The 17,127-nt window shown below is 72.5% G+C and carries 21 protein-coding genes; 12 read left to right on the top strand and 9 right to left on the bottom strand.

The window, feature by feature from the left end; genetic code table 11:
• Window positions 1-46 precede the first annotated feature (46 nt).
• The 4 genes from ACFV3I_RS14750 to ACFV3I_RS14735 are packed head-to-tail and all read left to right on the top strand — an operon-like array spanning window position 47 to window position 4,153.
• Entirely contained in the window at window positions 47-910 is an 864-nt protein-coding gene (locus ACFV3I_RS14750; protein WP_136034104.1) for an enoyl-CoA hydratase, read from the top strand.
• A complete protein-coding gene (locus ACFV3I_RS14745) occupies window positions 907-2,076 on the top strand; it encodes an acyl-CoA dehydrogenase family protein (RefSeq protein WP_136034102.1) in 1,170 nt (389 codons plus the stop codon). Before ACFV3I_RS14750 ends, ACFV3I_RS14745 begins: the two co-directional genes overlap by 4 nt.
• Complete coding sequence (locus ACFV3I_RS14740) at window positions 2,076-3,041, top strand: acyl-CoA dehydrogenase family protein (RefSeq protein WP_247982243.1); 966 nt, start codon at window positions 2,076-2,078, stop codon at window positions 3,039-3,041. Before ACFV3I_RS14745 ends, ACFV3I_RS14740 begins: the two co-directional genes overlap by 1 nt.
• Window positions 3,041-4,153: an acyl-CoA dehydrogenase family protein gene (locus ACFV3I_RS14735; protein WP_136034098.1), complete on the top strand. Its 1,113-nt coding sequence runs from the start codon at window positions 3,041-3,043 to the stop codon at window positions 4,151-4,153. The genes ACFV3I_RS14740 and ACFV3I_RS14735 overlap by 1 nt, the downstream gene beginning before the upstream one ends.
• Before the next feature lie 20 nt (window positions 4,154-4,173).
• Here ACFV3I_RS14735 and ACFV3I_RS14730 read toward each other — a convergent pair whose 3' ends face one another.
• From ACFV3I_RS14730 to ACFV3I_RS14720, 3 genes are read right to left on the bottom strand one after another with little or no spacing between them, the layout of a single operon-like run.
• On the bottom strand, window positions 4,174-4,617 hold the full coding sequence (locus tag ACFV3I_RS14730) for a nuclear transport factor 2 family protein (RefSeq protein ID WP_378823399.1): 444 nt from the start codon (window positions 4,615-4,617) through the stop codon (window positions 4,174-4,176).
• Window positions 4,614-5,231 carry a gamma carbonic anhydrase family protein gene (locus ACFV3I_RS14725; RefSeq protein ID WP_378823397.1) on the bottom strand — a complete coding sequence of 206 codons (618 nt, stop codon included), beginning with the start codon at window positions 5,229-5,231 and terminating at the stop codon, window positions 4,614-4,616. Before ACFV3I_RS14725 ends, ACFV3I_RS14730 begins: the two co-directional genes overlap by 4 nt.
• Complete coding sequence (locus ACFV3I_RS14720; RefSeq protein WP_206252610.1) at window positions 5,231-5,971, bottom strand: SDR family oxidoreductase; 741 nt, start codon at window positions 5,969-5,971, stop codon at window positions 5,231-5,233. Before ACFV3I_RS14720 ends, ACFV3I_RS14725 begins: the two co-directional genes overlap by 1 nt.
• Before the next feature lie 44 nt (window positions 5,972-6,015).
• Here ACFV3I_RS14720 and ACFV3I_RS14715 point away from each other — a divergent pair, with 44 nt between their 5' ends.
• Window positions 6,016-6,477, top strand: a complete 462-nt coding sequence (locus tag ACFV3I_RS14715) for a VOC family protein (RefSeq protein WP_136034090.1) — start codon at window positions 6,016-6,018, stop codon at window positions 6,475-6,477.
• Here the strand turns inward: ACFV3I_RS14715 and ACFV3I_RS14710 are convergent.
• Window positions 6,459-7,337 (bottom strand): aldo/keto reductase, encoded by an 879-nt coding sequence (locus ACFV3I_RS14710; RefSeq protein ID WP_308194334.1) that lies wholly within the window; start codon window positions 7,335-7,337, stop codon window positions 6,459-6,461. The genes ACFV3I_RS14715 and ACFV3I_RS14710 overlap by 19 nt on opposite strands.
• Window positions 7,334-8,068 (bottom strand): SDR family NAD(P)-dependent oxidoreductase, encoded by a 735-nt coding sequence (locus ACFV3I_RS14705; protein WP_205812726.1) that lies wholly within the window; start codon window positions 8,066-8,068, stop codon window positions 7,334-7,336. The genes ACFV3I_RS14710 and ACFV3I_RS14705 overlap by 4 nt, the downstream gene beginning before the upstream one ends.
• 90 nt (window positions 8,069-8,158) lie before the next feature.
• Between ACFV3I_RS14705 and ACFV3I_RS14700 the strand changes: the two genes are divergently transcribed.
• Together ACFV3I_RS14700 and ACFV3I_RS14695 are read left to right on the top strand one after the other, a co-directional pair.
• Entirely contained in the window at window positions 8,159-9,025 is an 867-nt protein-coding gene (locus ACFV3I_RS14700; RefSeq protein WP_378823394.1) for a CoA transferase subunit A, read from the top strand.
• Complete coding sequence (locus tag ACFV3I_RS14695) at window positions 9,022-9,795, top strand: CoA-transferase subunit beta (RefSeq protein WP_136034087.1); 774 nt, start codon at window positions 9,022-9,024, stop codon at window positions 9,793-9,795. The genes ACFV3I_RS14700 and ACFV3I_RS14695 overlap by 4 nt, the downstream gene beginning before the upstream one ends.
• A gap of 12 nt (window positions 9,796-9,807) precedes the next feature.
• On the opposite strand, the gene ACFV3I_RS14690 is transcribed toward ACFV3I_RS14695, so the two are convergent.
• Window positions 9,808-10,419: a TetR/AcrR family transcriptional regulator gene (locus ACFV3I_RS14690; protein ID WP_136034085.1), complete on the bottom strand. Its 612-nt coding sequence runs from the start codon at window positions 10,417-10,419 to the stop codon at window positions 9,808-9,810.
• Window positions 10,420-10,529: 110 nt separating this feature from the next.
• Here ACFV3I_RS14690 and ACFV3I_RS14685 point away from each other — a divergent pair, with 110 nt between their 5' ends.
• Window positions 10,530-12,131, top strand: a complete 1,602-nt coding sequence (locus tag ACFV3I_RS14685) for an AMP-binding protein (RefSeq protein WP_247637801.1) — start codon at window positions 10,530-10,532, stop codon at window positions 12,129-12,131.
• Between the two features lie 72 nt (window positions 12,132-12,203).
• Window positions 12,204-12,635, top strand: a complete 432-nt coding sequence (locus ACFV3I_RS14680) for a hypothetical protein (protein ID WP_378823392.1) — start codon at window positions 12,204-12,206, stop codon at window positions 12,633-12,635.
• A 15-nt stretch (window positions 12,636-12,650) separates the two neighbouring features.
• Here the strand turns inward: ACFV3I_RS14680 and ACFV3I_RS14675 are convergent, their stop codons facing one another.
• The gene (locus ACFV3I_RS14675) at window positions 12,651-13,871 is read right to left on the bottom strand and encodes an acetyl-CoA C-acetyltransferase (protein ID WP_378823390.1); all 1,221 of its coding nucleotides are present in this window, start codon (window positions 13,869-13,871) and stop codon (window positions 12,651-12,653) included.
• Window positions 13,868-14,686 carry an SDR family oxidoreductase gene (locus ACFV3I_RS14670; RefSeq protein WP_136034077.1) on the bottom strand — a complete coding sequence of 273 codons (819 nt, stop codon included), beginning with the start codon at window positions 14,684-14,686 and terminating at the stop codon, window positions 13,868-13,870. Before ACFV3I_RS14670 ends, ACFV3I_RS14675 begins: the two co-directional genes overlap by 4 nt.
• Before the next feature lie 72 nt (window positions 14,687-14,758).
• Here ACFV3I_RS14670 and ACFV3I_RS14665 point away from each other — a divergent pair, with 72 nt between their 5' ends.
• Genes ACFV3I_RS14665 through ACFV3I_RS14655 form a run of 3 tightly spaced genes read left to right on the top strand, consistent with a single transcriptional unit; the run spans window position 14,759 to window position 16,601 of the window.
• Entirely contained in the window at window positions 14,759-15,592 is an 834-nt protein-coding gene (locus ACFV3I_RS14665) for an SDR family NAD(P)-dependent oxidoreductase (RefSeq protein WP_136034075.1), read from the top strand.
• Window positions 15,589-16,122, top strand: a complete 534-nt coding sequence (locus ACFV3I_RS14660) for a nuclear transport factor 2 family protein (RefSeq protein ID WP_247982246.1) — start codon at window positions 15,589-15,591, stop codon at window positions 16,120-16,122. Before ACFV3I_RS14665 ends, ACFV3I_RS14660 begins: the two co-directional genes overlap by 4 nt.
• A complete protein-coding gene (locus ACFV3I_RS14655; protein ID WP_247982247.1) occupies window positions 16,119-16,601 on the top strand; it encodes a nuclear transport factor 2 family protein in 483 nt (160 codons plus the stop codon). Before ACFV3I_RS14660 ends, ACFV3I_RS14655 begins: the two co-directional genes overlap by 4 nt.
• 44 nt (window positions 16,602-16,645) lie before the next feature.
• Here the strand turns inward: ACFV3I_RS14655 and ACFV3I_RS14650 are convergent, their stop codons facing one another.
• On the bottom strand, window positions 16,646-17,107 hold the full coding sequence (locus ACFV3I_RS14650; RefSeq protein ID WP_136034068.1) for an ASCH domain-containing protein: 462 nt from the start codon (window positions 17,105-17,107) through the stop codon (window positions 16,646-16,648).
• Window positions 17,108-17,127: the final 20 nt, after the last annotated feature.

Here is a 17,127-nt window from a genome sequence, read left to right as displayed (position 1 = left end):
AGCGATTGTTTGGTTTCGCTCCCGGGAGTTCAGAGAGGAACCCGCCATGACCGACGACTCGGACGCCGTGGTCACCTACGAGGTGCGCGGCGCGACCGCGATCATCCGGCTGAACCGCCCCCAGTATCGCAACGCCCAGAACTCGAAGGTCACCTACGCCCTCGACGCCGCGTTCACCCGCGCCGTGGACGACGACGCCGTGAAGGTCATCGTGCTCGGCGGGAACGGGAAGCACTTCTGCGCCGGGCACGACATCGGCACCCCCGAGCGCGACATCGACCAGAGCTTCGAGCGCAGGGCCGTCATCTGGTGGGACCACGTCGGAGCCCAGGGCGTCGACTCCCGCTTCGCCCGCGAGTCCGAGGTCTACCTGGGGATGTGCCGCCGCTGGCGCGAGATCCCCAAGCCCGTGATCGCGATGGTGCAGGGTGCCTGCATCGCCGGAGGGCTCATGCTCGCCTGGTCGTGCGACTTCATCGTCGCCTCCGACGACGCGTTCTTCCAGGACCCGGTCGTCGCGATGGGCATCCCCGGCGTCGAGTACTTCGCACACCCCTGGGTGACCAACCCCCGCGCGGCCAAGGAGATGCTGTACACCGGCGACCGGATGCCCGCCGCCCGCGCGCACGAACTCGGCATGGTCAACCACGTCGTCCCGTCGTCCGAGCTGGAGCAGCGCACGCTCGAGCTCGCCGAGCGCATCGGCCGCATGCCCCGACTCGGGCTCGCCCTCGCGAAGAAGGCCGTGAACCAGGCGGAGGATCTGCAGGGCCTGCGCCCCGGCATGGACTCCGTGTTCGGGCTGCACCACGCCGCCCACGCGCACAACGCCGAGGTGGGCGGCGACTCCCTCGGCGGCGTGGACGTGCGCACCATCAAGGCCGACACCGCGGACGGAGCATCCCGATGAACCTCGACCTCACCCCCGCGCAGGAGGCCTTCGCCGCGGAGGCGCGCGCCTGGCTCACCGAGCACGTGCCGTCCACACCGCTGCCCTCGATGGACACGGCCGAGGGCTTCGCGGCGCACCGCGCGTGGGAGGCCGAGCTGGCGGAGGGCCGCTGGTCCGTCGTCTCCTGGCCCGAGCAGTACGGCGGCCGCGACGCCGGAATCACGGAGTGGGTGCTGTTCGAGGAGGAGTACTACCGCGCGGGCGCCCCGACCCGGGTGGCGCAGAACGGCATCTCCCTGCTCGCGCCGATCCTGTTCGAGCACGGCACCCCGGATCAGCACGAGCGGTACCTGCGCGCCATGACCGACGGCTCGCTGATCTGGGCGCAGGCGTGGTCGGAGCCCGGAGCGGGCAGCGACCTCGCCGCGATCCGCAGCACCGCCCGCCGCGACGACGACCGCGGCGGATGGGTGCTCAACGGCCAGAAGATCTGGAGCTCGCGCGCGGTGTGGGCCGACCGCGGGTTCGGCCTGTTCCGGTCCGACCCCGAAGCGCAGCGGCACCGCGGCCTGACGTACTTCCTGTTCCCGATGGACGCCGAGGGCATCACGGTGCGGGCGATCGCCCAGCTCGACGGCACGACCGGGTTCGCCGAGATCTTCTTCGACGACGTGTTCGTGCCCGATGAGGACGTGCTGGGCGCTCCCGGCGACGGATGGCGCGTGGCCATGAGCACCGCGGGCAACGAGCGCGGACTGTCGCTGCGGGCGCCGGGACGGTTCCTCGCCGCGACCGACCGCCTGATCGCACTGCAGTCCGAGCGGGGCGCGACCGGCGAGGATGACGCCGTGGTGGACGCCTGGATCGGCGCGGAGGCCTACCGGCTGTTCACGTGGCAGACCGTGAGCACCCTGCTCGACGGTGGTGCGGTCGGCGCGGAGGGCAGCATCAACAAGGTGTTCTGGTCGGAGCTCGACGTGCACATCCACGAGACCGCGCTGCGCATCCTGGGACCGGAGTCCGAGCTGCGCGGGGAGTCGGCGGTCGACGGCGGGCGCTGGGTCGACGACTACCAGTTCGCGCTCGCCGGTCCCATCTACGCGGGCACCAACGAGGTGCAGCGGAACATCATCGCGGAGCGGATCCTCGGACTCCCCCGCGGCGGAGACGGAAGGCGCGCCTGATGCGGTTCCTGCCCACGGAAGAACAGACCGCGTTCGCGGAGGCCATCGACGAGATCGTGGAGGGCGCGGGCGGCGCCGACGTCGCACGTGCCTGGGCCGACGGCGACACCGCCCCCGGGCTCGCCCTGTGGGCGCAGTTCGCCGAGCTCGGGCTGCTGGGGCTGCGGGTGAGCGAGGAGGCGGGCGGCTTCGGCGGCACCCTCGGCGACCTGGTGGTGGTGTTCGAGCGGCTCGGCTACCACGGCGTGCCCGGCCCCTACCTGGAGACGGTCGCGCTGCTGCCCTCCCTGGTGGACGACGGGACGCGGCAGGCCCTCGCCGCGGGAGCCATCGCCACCGCGGCGGTCGACGGTGTCGCTCCCGCCGCCGTGGACGCCGCCGTGGCCACGCACCGCTACCTCGTCCGCGGTGACGCGCTGCACGAGGGCGAGCCGGGCGCAGAGCTGACCTCGGTCGCGCCCACCCGGCGTCTCGCCCGGCTCTCCCCCACGGGAGCCTCGACCCCGCTCGTGCCCGGCGCCCTCGACGCGGCCCTGAACGAAGCAGCCCTCGCCGCCGCCGCGCTGCTCGTGGGCGCGGGAGAGCGGCTGCTCGCGGAGGCCGTGTCGTACGCGAAGGTGCGCGAACAGTTCGGCCGTCCGATCGGGGAGTTCCAGGCGCTCAAGCACCAGCTGGCGGATGTGCGGATCGCGCTGAGCTTCGCGCGGCCGCTCGTGTGGAACGCGGCACTGCGCGCCGACGAGCCCGACGAGGACCGGGCGGTGTCGGCCGCCAAGGTCGCCGCGGGCGACGCCGCGCTGCGCGCCGCGCGCACCTCGCTGCAGGTGCACGGCGCGATCGGCTACACGGCCGAGCACACGCTGCGGATCTGGCTGGGCCTCGCGCCCGCGCTGTCCGCGGCGTGGGGCACGCCGGATTTCCATCGGGCGCGCATCGCCCGCGACATCCTTCCGAAGGAGCGGTGATGTCTTTCGAACCCGATGAGGATCAGCAGGAGCTCGTCGCCCTCGTGCGCGGGATCCTGAGCCAACGCGCCGACAGTGCGGCGACGCGTCGGGCCCTGGAGTCGGACCAACGGTTCGACGCCGACCTGTGGCGTCTGCTCTGCGAGGAGATCGGCATCGCCGGCATGGCCGTCCCCGAGGAGCACGGCGGCGCCGGCTTCACACTGCGGGAGGCGCAGCTGGCGCTGGAGGAGATCGGCTACGCGCTCGCGCCGTCGCCGTACCTCGGCTCGGTCGCGATCGCGGCGCAGGCGATCCTGGCCGCGGGCGATGCGGAGGCGTCCGCCCGACTGTTGCCCGGCATCGCGGAGGGATCGTCGGCGGCGGCGCTCGTGTGGGCCGACCCGTCCGGACGCTTCGCCCCCGACCACATCGACGTGCACGCCGAGGCCGACGGGGAGGCGTGGACGCTCACCGGCACGGCGGGCTTCGTGCTGGACGGGCTGCCCGCCGACGTGCTGGTCGCGGTGGCCCGCACCGCCGACGGCCCGCGCCTGTTCGAGGTGCTCGACGCCGCGGCGGTCGCGCGCGAGGACGACCCGACGATGGACCAGACCCTGCGGCTCGCCACCCTCCGGTTCGACGGGGTCCCTGCCCGTCCGCTCGGCGACGGCGATCCCGCGGTGCTCGACGACGTGCGGGCGCTCGCGCTCGCGGCGGTCGCGGCGGTGCAGGCGGGCACAGCGGCGCGGGCCCTCGACGACACCGTGGCCTACGCGCAGCAGCGGGTGCAGTTCGGACGACCCATCGGCTCGTTCCAGGCGCTCAAGCACCGCATGGCCGACCTGCACGTGCGGGTGGAGGTGGCGCGCACCGCGTCGCGCGCGGCCGCCGACGCCCTCGCGTCCGGCGCCCCCGACCGCGCGGAGCTGGCCACGATCGCGAAGGCCGTGTGCTCGGAAGCGCTCACCCGGGTCGCGGGAGAGATGATCCAGCTGCACGGCGGGATCGCGATCACGTGGGAGCACGACGCGCACCTGGTGTTCAAGCGCGCGCACGCCCTCGGCACCCTGTTCGGCACCCCGCGCGAGCTCCGCGCCGCCGCCGAGCCCTGGGCCCTCGCACGCCTCTGACCGCAGCCCTGGCGGCGGCCTCAGCGGCGGAGCGGGGTGGTCTCGGTCCAGTCGGTGTACTTGCGGCGCTCGCGGAACAGCCAGCGGCCGTCCACCCGCACGAGGTCGTCGTCGTAGCGGTCGGCGAGGGTGAAGCGCATGCGTCCCTCCGAGGTCTCGCGGATGTGGTGCGACAGGCAGGCCGTATGCACCCGGGCGGTGTCGCCTCGCACCTCCACATCGCTCGGAGACAGCGCGTGACTGGTCGCCACGAAGGCCGTGAGGGCCTCGAACGCCGCGACCAGCTCCGCCGTCCCCCGCGGCGTCTCGGCCGGGTGACCGGCACGCGGCCGATACAGGAGCATCCGCCCGTCCGGCACGAACAACGACGCCATGTCGGCGAACCTCCGCTGATCGGCGTAGCGCCCGTACCGCAGGATCGTGCGGGTGATGTCGAGCCAGTCCGTGAACTCGGCCGTGCTCACCGGGGTCCCTCCGCGCGTCGACGGTGCAGCGGGGTCGCGGCGTCCGCGGCCCAGGTGGTGCGTCGGCGGTCGGGCTCCGCAGCCGGCAGCGGCTCCACCGCCACCAGGGTCTCACGGCTGCGCCGGGCGAGCTCCTGGTAGATGCGCACGCCGTTCCGCTTCCACTCCTGCGCGTCGTCGTCGAGGAGCCCGACCACCCGCGCCGGGGCTCCGAGCGCCTTCGACCCGGGCGGGATCACGGTGCCCCCGGTGACCACGGCACCCGCGCCCAGCAGCGCGTCCGCCCCGATCTCGGCGCCGTCGAGCACGGTGGCCCCGATGCCGATCAGCGCGAACGACCCGATGCGGCAGCCGTGCAGCACCGCCCCGTGGCCGACGTGGCTGTGCGGGTCGAGCACCGCGTCCGCACCGGGGAACGCGTGGATGACGCACGAGTCCTGCACGTTCGACCCCTCCCCCACGACGATGCGACCGAAGTCTCCGCGCAGGCTCGCGAAGGGTCCGATGTAGCAGCCGGGACCGATCACGACGTCACCGATCAGGCTCGCGGTCTCGTGCACGAACGCGGTCGGGTCGACCACCGGAACCACGCCGTCGAACGCGTACGACGGCATCAGGCGACCTGACCGCCGTCGATGACGAAGTCCTGTCCGGTGCAGTAGCTGCTGGCCGGGCTCGCGAGGTAGGCGACGAGTGCCGAGATCTCCTCGGGCCGGCCCGCGCGCGGGATGGGGATGCGTGAGATGAACCCGACCCCCGCCCGGGTGTCCTCGGTGATCATGGGCGTGTCGACGGCGCCGGGACACACGGTGTTCACGCGGATGCCGCTGCCCGCCAGCTCGCGGGCCAACGCGTGGGAGACCCCCCGCAGCCCCCATTTCGACGCCGAGTAGGGCACGCGGTTGGCGTAGCCGGCGACCCCGGCCGTCGAGGCGATGTTGATGATCGAGCCGCCGTCGCCCAGGAGCGGGAGCAGCGCCTGCACGCCGAGCATGGGGCCGATGAGGTTCACGTCGAGCGTGAGACGGATGACGCGCTCGGCCGTTTCCGCGAGCGGTCCTTCGGGGCAGAACCCGGCGTTGTTCACCAGCACGTCCACGTGGCCGAACCGCTCGCGCGCAGCCTCGGCGACCGCGCCCCACGCGTCGGCGGAGGAGACGTCGTGCGCGAGGCCGATCGCGCGATCGCCGTACGCGGTCGCGACCTCCTGCACGGCCGCCCCGTCGAGGTCGGTCAGCACCAGGTCGGCGCCGAGCTCGTGGAACAGAGCGGCGTGCGAGCGGCCCTGCCCTCCGGCGGCGCCGGTGATGACGGCGACGCGTCCGGTCAGGTCGATGACGGGTTTTGCACTCATGGGGTTCCTCCGCGATAGTAATCGAACAAACGTTTGCTTGAGAGATGGGAGACGGCATGCCGCGCCTGCACCACATGGGCATCACCGTGAGCGACACGGCGGCGGCCGCCGCGTTCTACGCCGCCGCGACGGGCGGCACGGTGACCGGCCCCCTGGTCAAGAGCGGCCCCGCGGTCGAGGCCGCGACCGGACGCCCCGGTGCCGAGATCCTGCTCACGTTCGTGCGGCTCGACGACGGCGTCTTCCTGGAGCTCGCGGAGTACCGCGGGGTCGACGCTGCGCGCATCGACCCGCACAACGGCCACATCGGCGCTGCCCACCCCGCGATCACGGTGCCCGACATCGCGCAGAGCCTCGCGCGGCTGGCGGAGCTCGGCCACCACCCGCTCTCGGCGGTCATGACCGCGACGGCCGGACCGCTCGACGGCTTCCGCTACGTGTACGTGCTCGGGCCCGACGACGTGCGGGTCGAGCTGCTGCAGGAGCCTCATCCCGGCACCGCCTGACCGGCGCCGTCGAGCAGCCGCAGGTCGGCGGGGTCCAGCGTCAGCTCGACCGCCGCGACGGAATCCCGCACGCTCTCCGGCCGGCTCGCACCGGGGATCGGGATCAGCACGGGCGATCGTGCGAGCAGCCACGCCAGCACCACGCGCTGCGGGCTGACGCCGGAGCGCGCCGCCACCTCGGCCACGGGCGCCGCCGCCCCGCCGAGCGCCTTCGCCTGGCGCATGCCGCCGAGCGGACCCCACGCGAGGAACGCCAGGCCGTGCTCCTCGCAGCGCCGCAGCACGGGCTCGCTCGACCGCTCCAGGAAGCTGTACTCGTTCTGCACGCTCACGAGCGCGTCGCCGAGGACGCCCCGGGCGAGGTCGAGCTGCGCAACGTCGACGTTCGACACCCCGACCCGCACCACGACCCCGTCGTCCACCAGCTGCCGCAGGGCCCCCATCGAGTCCGCATAGGGCACGCGCACGTCGGGCCGGTGGTGCTGGTAGAGCGGGAGCGCGTCGAGTCCGAGACGCCGCGCCGAGGCACGCGCGGCGGCGGCGAGATGCGCGGGGGTGCCGTCCACCCACCACGTCGCGGCGGGCCCGCGCGTGTGGCCGCCCTTCGTGGCGACGACCACGCGGTCCCTCGCGTCGGGGTGCCGGCGCAGGGCCGCGGCGAGGGCGCGCTCGTTCACGCCCATCTCGCTCGACGGTCCGTACGAGTCGGCGGTGTCGAACAGCGTGATGCCGGCATCGACCGCGGCGTGCACGGCGCGGACGCCCCGCTCGACATCCGACTCCGGGGTCTGCGTGAGCGTCATCGCGCCCATCCCGAGCGCCGAGACCCGCAGGTCGCCGAGCGCGCGCTGCGGCATCATCGGCCCACGACCGTCCAGCCACCATCCACCGGCAGGCACTGGCCGATCACGTGCGTGGCATCGCGCAGCAGCCAGATGATCGCGGCGGCGATCTCCTCGGGATCGGCGAGACGGCCGCGCGGCGTGCGGCGCTCGACCGCGGCGAGGTCGTAGCCGCCGGCCACCAGCTCCTGCACCATCGGGGTGAGCGTGTGGCCGGGGGCGACCGCGTTCACGCGCACGCCGAGCGGCGCCCACTCGACCGCGAGGTTCTCCATCAGCTGCCGCTCCGCCGCCTTCGCCGGACCGTAGTCGGCCTGGTTCGCCCAGCCGCGATAGGCCGTGGTCGACGACACCATCACGATCGACCCTGGTTCTCCATCGAGACGCCGCACGAGGGCCCGCGACACGGCGAGCGCCCCGACGACGTGCACGTCGTACAGCAGCCGCAGCCGGTCGAGGCCGATCTCCAGCGCGGGCATGTACGCCCCGCGGATTCCGTGGCACACGACCACGCCGCCCACGGGCGCGCGTTGCCAGGCGCGTTCCATCGCGGCCTCGACCGCCGCCTCGTCACGCAGGTCGACCGCCTCGGAGCTCACGTCGTCGTGGGCGCTCGGGCTCAGGTCGAACACCGTCACGGTGAGTCCGCGCTCGCGGAGCAGCCGCACCACCGCGTCGCCGATCCCGCTCGCTCCCCCGGTGACCACGACGTGGTCGGCGGGTCGATCCTGCGCCTGCTCCGGCATCATCCAGCTCCCTCGCTGCTCGCCCTCCCGGGCATGCTACTGTGATTCCCAAACAAGCGCTAGGTTTAGCGTCGGTCGCGCGAAGGAGCGGGAATGGCGGACAAGCAGGTCAGCATCGAGGAGGCGATCGGCACCCTCGAGAGCGGGATGACGGTCGGCATCGGCGGGTGGGGGTCGCGGCGCAAGCCCATGGCCCTGGTGCGCGAGATCCTGCGCCGCGACATCACCGACCTCACCGTGGTGGCCTTCGGCGGCCCCGACGTGGGGCTGCTCGCCGAGGCCGGGCGCATCCGTCGCCTCGTCTACGGCTTCGTGTCGCTCGACAGCATCCCGCTCGATCCGCTGTTCACGCGGGCGCGCGAGCGCGGGGCGATCGAGGTCGAGGAGTACGACGAGGGGATGTTCGTCGCGGGGCTGCGTGCCGCGAACGCCCGCCTCGACTTCCTCCCGATCCGCGCGGGCCTCGGCTCCGACGTGCTCCCGGCGAACCCTCGGCTGCGCACCGTCCGCTCCCCCTACTCCGACGCCGAGTACGTCGCGATGCCGGCGCTCCCCCTCGATGTCGCCCTCGTGCACGTGAACCGCGCCGACCCACAGGGCAACGCGCAGTACCTCGGCCCCGACCCGTACTTCGACGACCTGTTCGCGATGGCCGCGCAGCGCACGATCGTCTCGGCCGAGAAGGTCGTGCCGACCGCCGCACTGCTCGACGAGGGCTCGTTCCACACGCTGCTGTTCAGCCGCCTCTACGCCTCCGCCGTGGTCGAGGCACCACGCGGGGCGCACTTCACCACGTGCGCGCCCGACTACGACCGCGACGAGGCGTTCCAGAAGCACTACGCCGCATCCGCCAAGGACCCCGACGCGTGGGCGGAGTTCGCGCGCACGTACCTGCACAGCGACGAGGCGGGGTACCACGCCGCCGTCGCCCGCTTCCACGCCAACCGAGGAGAGTCATGACCACCGTCGCCCCCACGCCCGCGACCGTCGCCACCACCGCCGAGGTCTGCGTCGCGGCCTGCGCCGACACCTACCGCGACTCCGGCGAGGTGCTCGCCCACGCCGTCGGGATCATCCCGTCCCTCGGCGCCCGTCTGGCCAAGCTCACCACGGCGCCCGACCTGGTGCTCAGCGACGGCGAGGCCTTCTTCCTCAGCGGTCCGCCGATGCCCGGCGACACCGCAGCCCCCGCACCGACGATCGAGGGGTGGGCGCCGTTCCGCCGCATCTTCGACATCCTCGCGACCGGCCGACGCCAGAGCATGATGGGCGCCAGCCAGATCGACCGGCACGGCAACCAGAACATCTCGCTCATCGGCGACTGGGACCGCCCCACCAAGCAGCTGATCGGCGTGCGCGGGGCTCCGGGCAACACGGCCAACCACCGTGTGGACTACTGGGTGGCCCGGCACAGCCCCCGCGTGTTCGTGGAGTCGGTGGACATGGTGTCGGGTGTCGGCACCGACCGTGCGGCCGAAGCCGGGCTGGAGCACCACCGCCTCGGCGTGATCGTCACCAACCTCGCCGTGCTCGGCTTCGACGCGGACGGCATCGTGACGGTGCTCTCGGTGCACCCCGGCGTCGACCCGCAGCTCGTGGCGGACAGCACCGGCTTCGCGCTGGATGCGAGCGCCGCACCCCTCACGCGCACGCCCGACGCGGAGGAGCTGCGGCTGATCCGCGACGTGCTCGACCCGCGCGGCACCCGCAGCCGCGAGGTCGCAGACTGACGCGGGCTCCGCTCAGTCGGAGAGGAGGCCCTTGTGCAGCAGGTCGAGGAAGTTGTCGGTCAGGCTGGCGGCGGTGTGCCCGCGGCCGGGCCGGTACCACGCGACCGTGGACCACACGGCGTCGCGGATGAAGCGGTAGGCGATGGGCGCGTCGATGGAGTCGCGGAACACGCCGACCTTCTGCCCTTCACGGATCTGCGACAGCCACAGCTCCTCGATGCGCTCGCTGTTCTCGCGCAGGAACTCGAAGCCGGGCTGGCGGCCGAGGAACGACAGCTCGTTCTGGTAGAGGCCGACCGCGTCGGGCTGGCTCTCGATCGTCGTGAAGGCGTGCGCGATGAGCTTGTCGAGGATGTCGCGGGGGCTGCCGCCCTCGGCCACGATCTCCTCGAACCGATCGAGCAGCCCGGTCATGAAGCTGCCCAGGATCTCCTGGAGGATCGCCTCCTTGGAGGAGAAGTGATGGTAGAGGCTTCCGGAGAGGATGCCGGCCTCGTCGGCGATGTCGCGGACCGTGGTCGCGGAGTACCCGCGCTTGGCGATCAGGCGCGCGGCGATCGAGAGGATCTGATCGCGCCGCTCGGAGCTCTGCTCCTGGCGGCCTCCGCTTTTGGTCGTTGCCATTGCTGCTCCTTCACAGAAAATCTCACAAGCGCTTGCTCAAGTGTGCCGCATGCGAGCGGTTTCCCGAAACATCCCTTCGGAGTGTACGCATGATCTGGGAAAGGACGTCCATGACAGTCTCGGAAGCCACCACGGTCCCCGCCCTCCTCACGGAGATGGCGGCGCTCGGCGATCACCCCGCCATCGTCGACGGCGACGTGACGATCGGCTACGCCGAGCTGCGGGACCGCGTGGAGGACGTCGCCCGCGCCTACCTGGCGCAGGGCGTGGCGCCCGGCGACCGCATCGGTCTCTGGGCGCCCAACCGGTACGAGTTCATCCTCGCGATGCTCGGCGCCCAGCTGGTCGGGATCGCGGTCGTGCCGTTGAACACCCGCTTCACGGGTCACGAAGCCGCCGAGATCCTCGCCCGCTCCCGCGCCACCGCGCTCGTGCTGGCGGACGGCTTCCTCGGCAAGTCCTACAGCGAGATGCTGCGCGATGCAGCGGCCGAGCGCGGCGGGGACGGCCCGGTGTTCCCCGGGCTCCCGCACCTCCGCACCGTGGTCTGCCTGGACGGCGACGGTGCCGGCGGGCTGCTGTCGTGGGACGCCTTCCTCGCCGGCGGTGGAGCCGTGGCACCGTCACGGGTGGCCGAGGCTGCCGCGGCGGTCGGTCCGGACGACATCATGGACGTGCTGTTCACCTCGGGCACCACGGGCGTGCCCAAGGGCGTGCTCAGCGCGCACCGGCAGACCCTGTCGGTCGCGCGCGCCTGGGGCCTCGGAGCCCGCCTCACGCCGGAGGACCGCTACGCCGTCGTGAACCCCTTCTTCCACGGCTTCGGCTACAAGGCGGGCATGATCACGTCGCTCATGGCCGGCACCACGATCTACCCCCTGGCCGTGTTCGACGCCGACCGCCTGCTCGACCTCGTGCAGTCCGCCCGCATCAGCGTGCTGCCCGGCGTGCCCACCATCTTCACATCGCTGCTCGACCACCCCCGCCTCAGCGAGTACGACCTGTCGTCGCTGCGGTTCGCGATCGCCGGGGCCACGGCCGCCCCCGCGACGCTCTTCCACGACATGGTGAACGTGCTCGGCTTCGAGACCGTGGCCCAGGCGTACGGCCTCACCGAGTGCGTCGTCGCCACCCTCTCCCGCCCCGGCGAGTCGCTGGAGCACACGGCCCAGACCACCGGACCCGCGGTCGAGGGCGTGGAGATCCGGGTCGTGGACGAGAAGGGGAACGACGCGGGGGTCGACGTGGACGGCGAGATCCTGCTGCGCGGCCCCAATGTGATGCTCGGCTACTTCGAGGACCCGGCCGCGACCGACGCCGTGCTCGACGCGGACGGCTGGTTCCACACCGGCGACGTCGGCCGTCTCGACGAGCACGGCTGCCTCAAGATCACCGACCGCCTGAAGGACATGTTCATCGTCGGCGGCTTCAACGTGTACCCCGCCGAGGTCGAGAACGCGCTGCGCAAGCACCCGGCGGTGAACGAGTCGGCCGTGATCGGTGTGGACGACGACCGGCTCGGCACCGTCGGCCGCGCCTACGTGCTGCTGCTGCACAATGCGGAGCCGCGCCCCGACGCCGCCGAACTCGAGACCTTCTGCCGCCGGCACCTGGCGAACTTCAAAGTGCCGCGCGAGTTCGTGCTCGTGGAGGACTTCCCCCGCAACGCCACCGGCAAGATCCTCAAGTCCGAGCTCCGCGACCGCGCCTGACCCGCCGCGGTCGATTGGCCCGCGCGACCCCCGGCCGGTAGCCTTCGAGGTCGGCCACGGGGAAGGACGGGGATGCGGGGACACGACCGATCGGCGGGGATCACGCGACGCACGGCGATGCGGGCGGCGGTGTGGACGGTACCGGTGGTGGCGGTGACCTGCGCGGCGCCACTGGCGGCGGCGTCCACCGCGCGCCCGGCGGTGCAGATGCTGCCCGTCACCATCGACCGCGCGACCTTCACCTGGCCGGGAGCGGTGGTCGGCAACCCTGGGACGACGCCGATCACCGTGACGTGGTCGGTCGCGGTGTCACCCGAGCTGGACTGGATGACCGGGCCCACCACGGGCTCGACGACGGTCCCGCCCGGCTCGTCCGCCACCATCGCGGCGGGGGTGCAGGGATTCCCGGTCGCCGCGGCGTGGCCCACCACGCTCACCCTCACGCTGCTGCGCGACGGCGGCAGCGAGGATCACAGCATCGTGTTCCAGGCCGAAGAGGCCTGACCGGGATCCGGGGCTTCAGCTCAGGCGCTCGAGCACCATCGCCATGCCCTGGCCACCCGCGGTGCACATGGTCTCGACCGCGAACTGCTCGTCTCGCTCCCGCAGCGCGTTGATCGCCGTGGTCGTGATGCGCGCACCCGTCATGCCGTAGGGGTGGCCGAGGGCGATCGCGCCGCCGTTGACGTTCACGCGCTCCGGATCGATGCCGATGTCCGCGATGGACGGCACGACCTGGGCCGCGAACGCCTCGTTGATCTCCAGGAGGTCGATGTCGCCGATGCTCATGCGGGCGTGGGCGAGCGCCCGCTCGACGGCCTGCACGGGACCGAGCCCCATGATCTCGGCCGACAGCGCCGACACCCCGGTCGACACGATGCGAGCGAGCGGGGTCAGCCCCAGCTCGGCGGCTCGGGTGTCGCTCATGACCACGAGCACCGCCGCCCCATCGTTCAGCGCGCAGCAGTTCGCGGCCGTCACGGTGCCGTGCGGGCGGAACACGGGCTGCATCCCGCTGATGCCGTCCAGGGTCACCCCCGCGCGGGGGCCGTCGTCGGCCGAGACCAGCGTGCCGTCGGTCAGACGCACGGGAGTGATGTCCTTCTGCCAGAAGCCGCGGGCGGCCGCGGCCTCGGCACGGTTCTGGCTGAGCACGGCCCACTCGTCCTGCTCGCGCCGGGAGACGCCGCGGAACGAGGCCACGTTCTCGGCGGTCTCGCCCATCGCGATGTAGATGTCGGCGAGCTCGCCGCGCGCGCGCGGGTCGGACCACACGAACTCCGGGTCCTGCGCGTCCCGGGCGGTGCGGGCAGCGGCGTCGGCCCACCGCGGGTTCTTGGTGTCGGGCATGCCGTCGGCCTTGCCGGACCCGAACTGCGACACCGCCTCGACCCCGGCCGACACGAACACGTCGCCCTCGCCCGCCTTGATCGCGTGGAAGGCCATGCGAGTGGTCTGCAGCGAGGACGCGCAGTAGCGGTTGACGGTGGTGCCGGGCACGCCGTCCCACCCGAGCTGCAGCGCGACCATGCGGCCGATGTTGTACCCCTGCTGACCGGCCGGCTGCGCACACCCCATCATCAGGTCGTCGATCCCGGCGGGGTCGAGTCCCGGCACGGCTTCCACGGCGGCGCGCACCATCTGCGTCGCGAGGTCGTCGCCGCGCATGTCCTTCAGGCTGCCCTTGAACGCGCGGCCGATGGGCGAGCGCACGGCGGAGACGATGACGGCTTCGGTCATGAGGGGGTTCCTCCAGAGTCGGGCAGGCGGTCGGCCTGCCGCACGATGTCGGCGTTCGGGGTGTGGGCGAGGAAGGCCGGCCATTCGCCGCCGCCGTCGACCGGGATCACGGCACCGGTGAGGTGCGCGGAGAGGGGGGAGGCGAGCACGACGCACACGGCCCCGAGTTCGGCGGGGTCGGCGAGACGTCCGCGCGGGATGGTGCGCGCGATCTCGGCGTATTGCTCGGGCGTGCCGTAGTGATCGGCGGCGCTCTCGGTGTGCACGAGCCCGCTGCTGACCGCGTTGACGCGGATCTCGGGGGCCCACTCGACGGCGAGGCTGCGGGTCAGGCTCTCCAGTGCCGCCTTGGCCGCCCCGTAGACGGCGGTGCCCGGACTCGGACGGCGCGCACTGATCGAGGTGATGTTGACGACACTGCCCTTCGCTGCGCGCAGAGGCTCGAACGCGGCACGCGTGGCGACGGCGGCCGAGAGGAAGTTGATCTCGGTGATCGCCTGGAAGTAGCGGGGCGAGCCCGCCTCGAACCGGCCGAAGGGGGAGCCGCCGACGTTGTTGACGAGTACGTCGAGCCGTCCGTGGCGCTCGGCCACGTCGCGGATCCACGCCTCGTTCTGCGCCGCGTCGCGCACGTCGACGGGGCGGAAGGAAGCGCGGCGCCCGTCGCGCTCGGGAACCCCGTCGGGCTCGGAGCGCCCGCAGAACTCGACCTCGGCCCCGGCGTCCAGGAACGCGTCGACCACGCCCCGGCCGACACCGCGACCGCCGCCGGTGACCGCGACGACCTTCCCCGCGAAATCGATGACCAGACTCACTGCGCACTCCTCCGTACCGCGCTCCGGTGCGACGGCCTGTCCATGCTACCAACCAAATGCTAGGTTTGTTGCATGGGTCACGAAGACGTACCTCCCCGCTCTCCGCGCACGATCGTCGTCACCGGCGGTGCGCTCGGCATCGGTGGCGGCATCAGCCGCCGCTTCGCCGCTGAGGGCGACCACGTGGTGCTGGTCGACATCGACGCCGACGCCGCTGAGGCGACAGCGTCGGAGATCGAGGAAGACGGCGGGAGCTGCACCGCGCTCGTCGGCGACATCACCCGGGACGACACGGTCGCCCGCCTGGCGGCCCACGTTCAGGAGCAGCACGGTCATGCGGAGGTGCTCGTCAACAACGTCGGCGACTTCCGCCCCGCGAAGTCGTTCTTCGCCAAGAGCCCACCGGAGCAGTGGCAGCGGTTGCACGAGCTGAACCTCTGGCACGTGTTCGCGGTGACGCACGCCCTGCTGCCCGGAATGATCGCGGCCGGGCGCGGCAGCATCGTGAACGTGTCCACCGTGGAGGCCTTCCGCGGCATCCCCGGCAACGCGGTGTACTCCGCCTACAACGCCGGCGTGTCCGCCTTCACCAAGAGCCTGGCGGTCGAGCTCGGCCCCTCCGGCATCCGCGTCAACGCGATCGCCCCCGACCTCGCCGACACCCCTCAGACACCGGCCGAGCTGATGCTCGCCGGACGCGACCCCGCTCTGCTGCGCTCCTGGCTCCCTGCCGGGCGCTTCGGTCGACCGGAGGACTTCGCGGGCGTGGTGGCGTTCCTCGCCTCCGACGACGCCGCCTTCGTGACCGGACACACCATTCCGGTCGACGGCGGCACGCTCGCCGCCTCCGGCTGGTACGGCCGCGCGGAGGGCCGCGGCTGGACCAACCTGCCGGATCGAGCATGAACCTCGCGGAGCTGGTCGATCGTCAGGAGATCCACGCCCTCGTGCTCCGCTACTGTGCTGCGGTCGACCGGGCGGATTGGGGCGCGGTGCGTGCGGTGTATGCCACGGACGGCGTCGACCACCACACCGGTTTCTCCGGTGACGCCGACGCCTACGTGGCCTGGTTGCGCGAACGGACCGCGGTCTTCGACGGCACTGCGCACCTCACCGCCAACCACACGGTCGAGCTGCTCGGCGACCACGCGTACGCGGAGACCTCCGGCACCGCTGTGCACTGGGGATCCCCGGCCGAAGACGAGACCCGCAACTTCACGAGCGGCTTCCGCTACCTCGACCACCTGCGCCGCGACCCGGACGGCTGGCGGATCGTCGAGCGCCTCGCGGTGCGCGACTGGACCCGGTCCGATGCCGGGCGCCTGCGCGATCCCGAGGGCGACGGCCCACGCGGACGGCGAGGACCGGACGACCCCTCCACCGCGTTCCGGGAGCGGGTGCGGACGACAGCCGAGAGCGCGAGGAGGATGACATGACCGCGGACATCGAACGGCGGCTGCGGCTGCTGGAGGACCGCCTGGAGCTCATCGACCTGGAGGCGACGTACGCGCGCTCGTTCGACGAACGCGACGGCGCCGCGTGGAGCGCGCTCTTCACGGACGACGGGGTGTACCAGTCCCGGCCCGTAGGCGACGCGCCGCCCGTCACGTTCGTACAGGGTCGTGTTGCGCTGGAGGCGTTCTGCCGCGACGCCCCGTTCTCGGGCATCCACTTCCTGCACCTGCCGCAGCTGCGGTTCGACGGCGACCGGGCGACCGCCCGCGTGCACCTCGAGTTCCACGGCGACCACCCTGCGGACCCGGGCGCACCCCGCGTGGCGATGCGCGGGTACTACGACGTGGCGTATCGCCGGGTGGACGGTCGCTGGCGCATCGCCCACCGCGTCACCACGGCGTTCGGACGCGAACAGACAACGGTGCTCGGCTATCCGCCCGCGGCCGTGCTGCCGGACTGATCCGAGCGGAGGTCGGGCGAGGTCACGGTCAGGCGCGGCCCCGGTCAGACGGGGAGGACGAGCCGGAACCGCTCGCAGAGCACGGGCATGTCCGGGGCGTAGCCGCGCGGGCTCTCGGAGTGGGTGCGCCAGTAGCGCTCGTGCACCTCGCGCCAGTGCTCCAGCGTGCGGTCACCCTCCCCCTCGGCGAAGGCGTGCACGGCATCGACCCGGTCGAACGGCACGACCTCGAGCGCGGTCGTCTCGATCACGGCGCGCGGCTCCCCGCGTCCGTCGAGGATGATGCTGAGCTCACCCACCTCGGGCAGCGGGTCGCCGGTCGCCTCGTAGTCCCACAGCGACGACGCGGTGCCGACCTTCACACCGGCGAGCACCAGCGCGAGCAGCTCGTCGGCGTGCGCCGGGGTGGCACCGAACGCCCATGCCTCCGGCACCGCTTCGGGAAGGTGCGGCAGCGCCGCCCTCGCGTCGCGCCAGTACTGCTCGATCCCCGCACCGTCATCCACCCGCCCAGACTAGCGGCGGA

Origin of the sequence: Microbacterium sp. NPDC059771, assembly GCF_042732495.1 — a bacterium.
Classification (GTDB): Bacteria; Actinomycetota; Actinomycetes; order Actinomycetales; family Microbacteriaceae; genus Microbacterium; species Microbacterium sufflavum.
The sequence above is the reverse complement of the archived record's forward strand: the minus strand, read 5'-3'. Positions and strand labels throughout refer to the sequence as shown.

Coding starts and splice junctions, on each gene's coding strand:
- ACFV3I_RS14735 (WP_136034098.1), top strand. CDS start 3,041: ATGTCTTTCGAACCCGATGAGGATCAGCAGGAGCTCGTCGCCCTCGTG.
- ACFV3I_RS14680 (WP_378823392.1), top strand. CDS start 12,204: ATGCGGGGACACGACCGATCGGCGGGGATCACGCGACGCACGGCGATG.
- ACFV3I_RS14750 (WP_136034104.1), top strand. CDS start 47: ATGACCGACGACTCGGACGCCGTGGTCACCTACGAGGTGCGCGGCGCG.
- ACFV3I_RS14720 (WP_206252610.1), bottom strand. CDS start 5,971: ATGAGTGCAAAACCCGTCATCGACCTGACCGGACGCGTCGCCGTCATC.
- ACFV3I_RS14740 (WP_247982243.1), top strand. CDS start 2,076: ATGCGGTTCCTGCCCACGGAAGAACAGACCGCGTTCGCGGAGGCCATC.
- ACFV3I_RS14715 (WP_136034090.1), top strand. CDS start 6,016: ATGGGAGACGGCATGCCGCGCCTGCACCACATGGGCATCACCGTGAGC.
- ACFV3I_RS14665 (WP_136034075.1), top strand. CDS start 14,759: ATGGGTCACGAAGACGTACCTCCCCGCTCTCCGCGCACGATCGTCGTC.
- ACFV3I_RS14695 (WP_136034087.1), top strand. CDS start 9,022: ATGACCACCGTCGCCCCCACGCCCGCGACCGTCGCCACCACCGCCGAG.
- ACFV3I_RS14725 (WP_378823397.1), bottom strand. CDS start 5,231: ATGCCGTCGTACGCGTTCGACGGCGTGGTTCCGGTGGTCGACCCGACC.
- ACFV3I_RS14700 (WP_378823394.1), top strand. CDS start 8,159: ATGGCGGACAAGCAGGTCAGCATCGAGGAGGCGATCGGCACCCTCGAG.
- ACFV3I_RS14745 (WP_136034102.1), top strand. CDS start 907: ATGAACCTCGACCTCACCCCCGCGCAGGAGGCCTTCGCCGCGGAGGCG.
- ACFV3I_RS14690 (WP_136034085.1), bottom strand. CDS start 10,419: ATGGCAACGACCAAAAGCGGAGGCCGCCAGGAGCAGAGCTCCGAGCGG.
- ACFV3I_RS14660 (WP_247982246.1), top strand. CDS start 15,589: ATGAACCTCGCGGAGCTGGTCGATCGTCAGGAGATCCACGCCCTCGTG.
- ACFV3I_RS14655 (WP_247982247.1), top strand. CDS start 16,119: ATGACCGCGGACATCGAACGGCGGCTGCGGCTGCTGGAGGACCGCCTG.
- ACFV3I_RS14685 (WP_247637801.1), top strand. CDS start 10,530: ATGACAGTCTCGGAAGCCACCACGGTCCCCGCCCTCCTCACGGAGATG.
- ACFV3I_RS14675 (WP_378823390.1), bottom strand. CDS start 13,871: ATGACCGAAGCCGTCATCGTCTCCGCCGTGCGCTCGCCCATCGGCCGC.
- ACFV3I_RS14710 (WP_308194334.1), bottom strand. CDS start 7,337: ATGATGCCGCAGCGCGCGCTCGGCGACCTGCGGGTCTCGGCGCTCGGG.
- ACFV3I_RS14705 (WP_205812726.1), bottom strand. CDS start 8,068: ATGATGCCGGAGCAGGCGCAGGATCGACCCGCCGACCACGTCGTGGTC.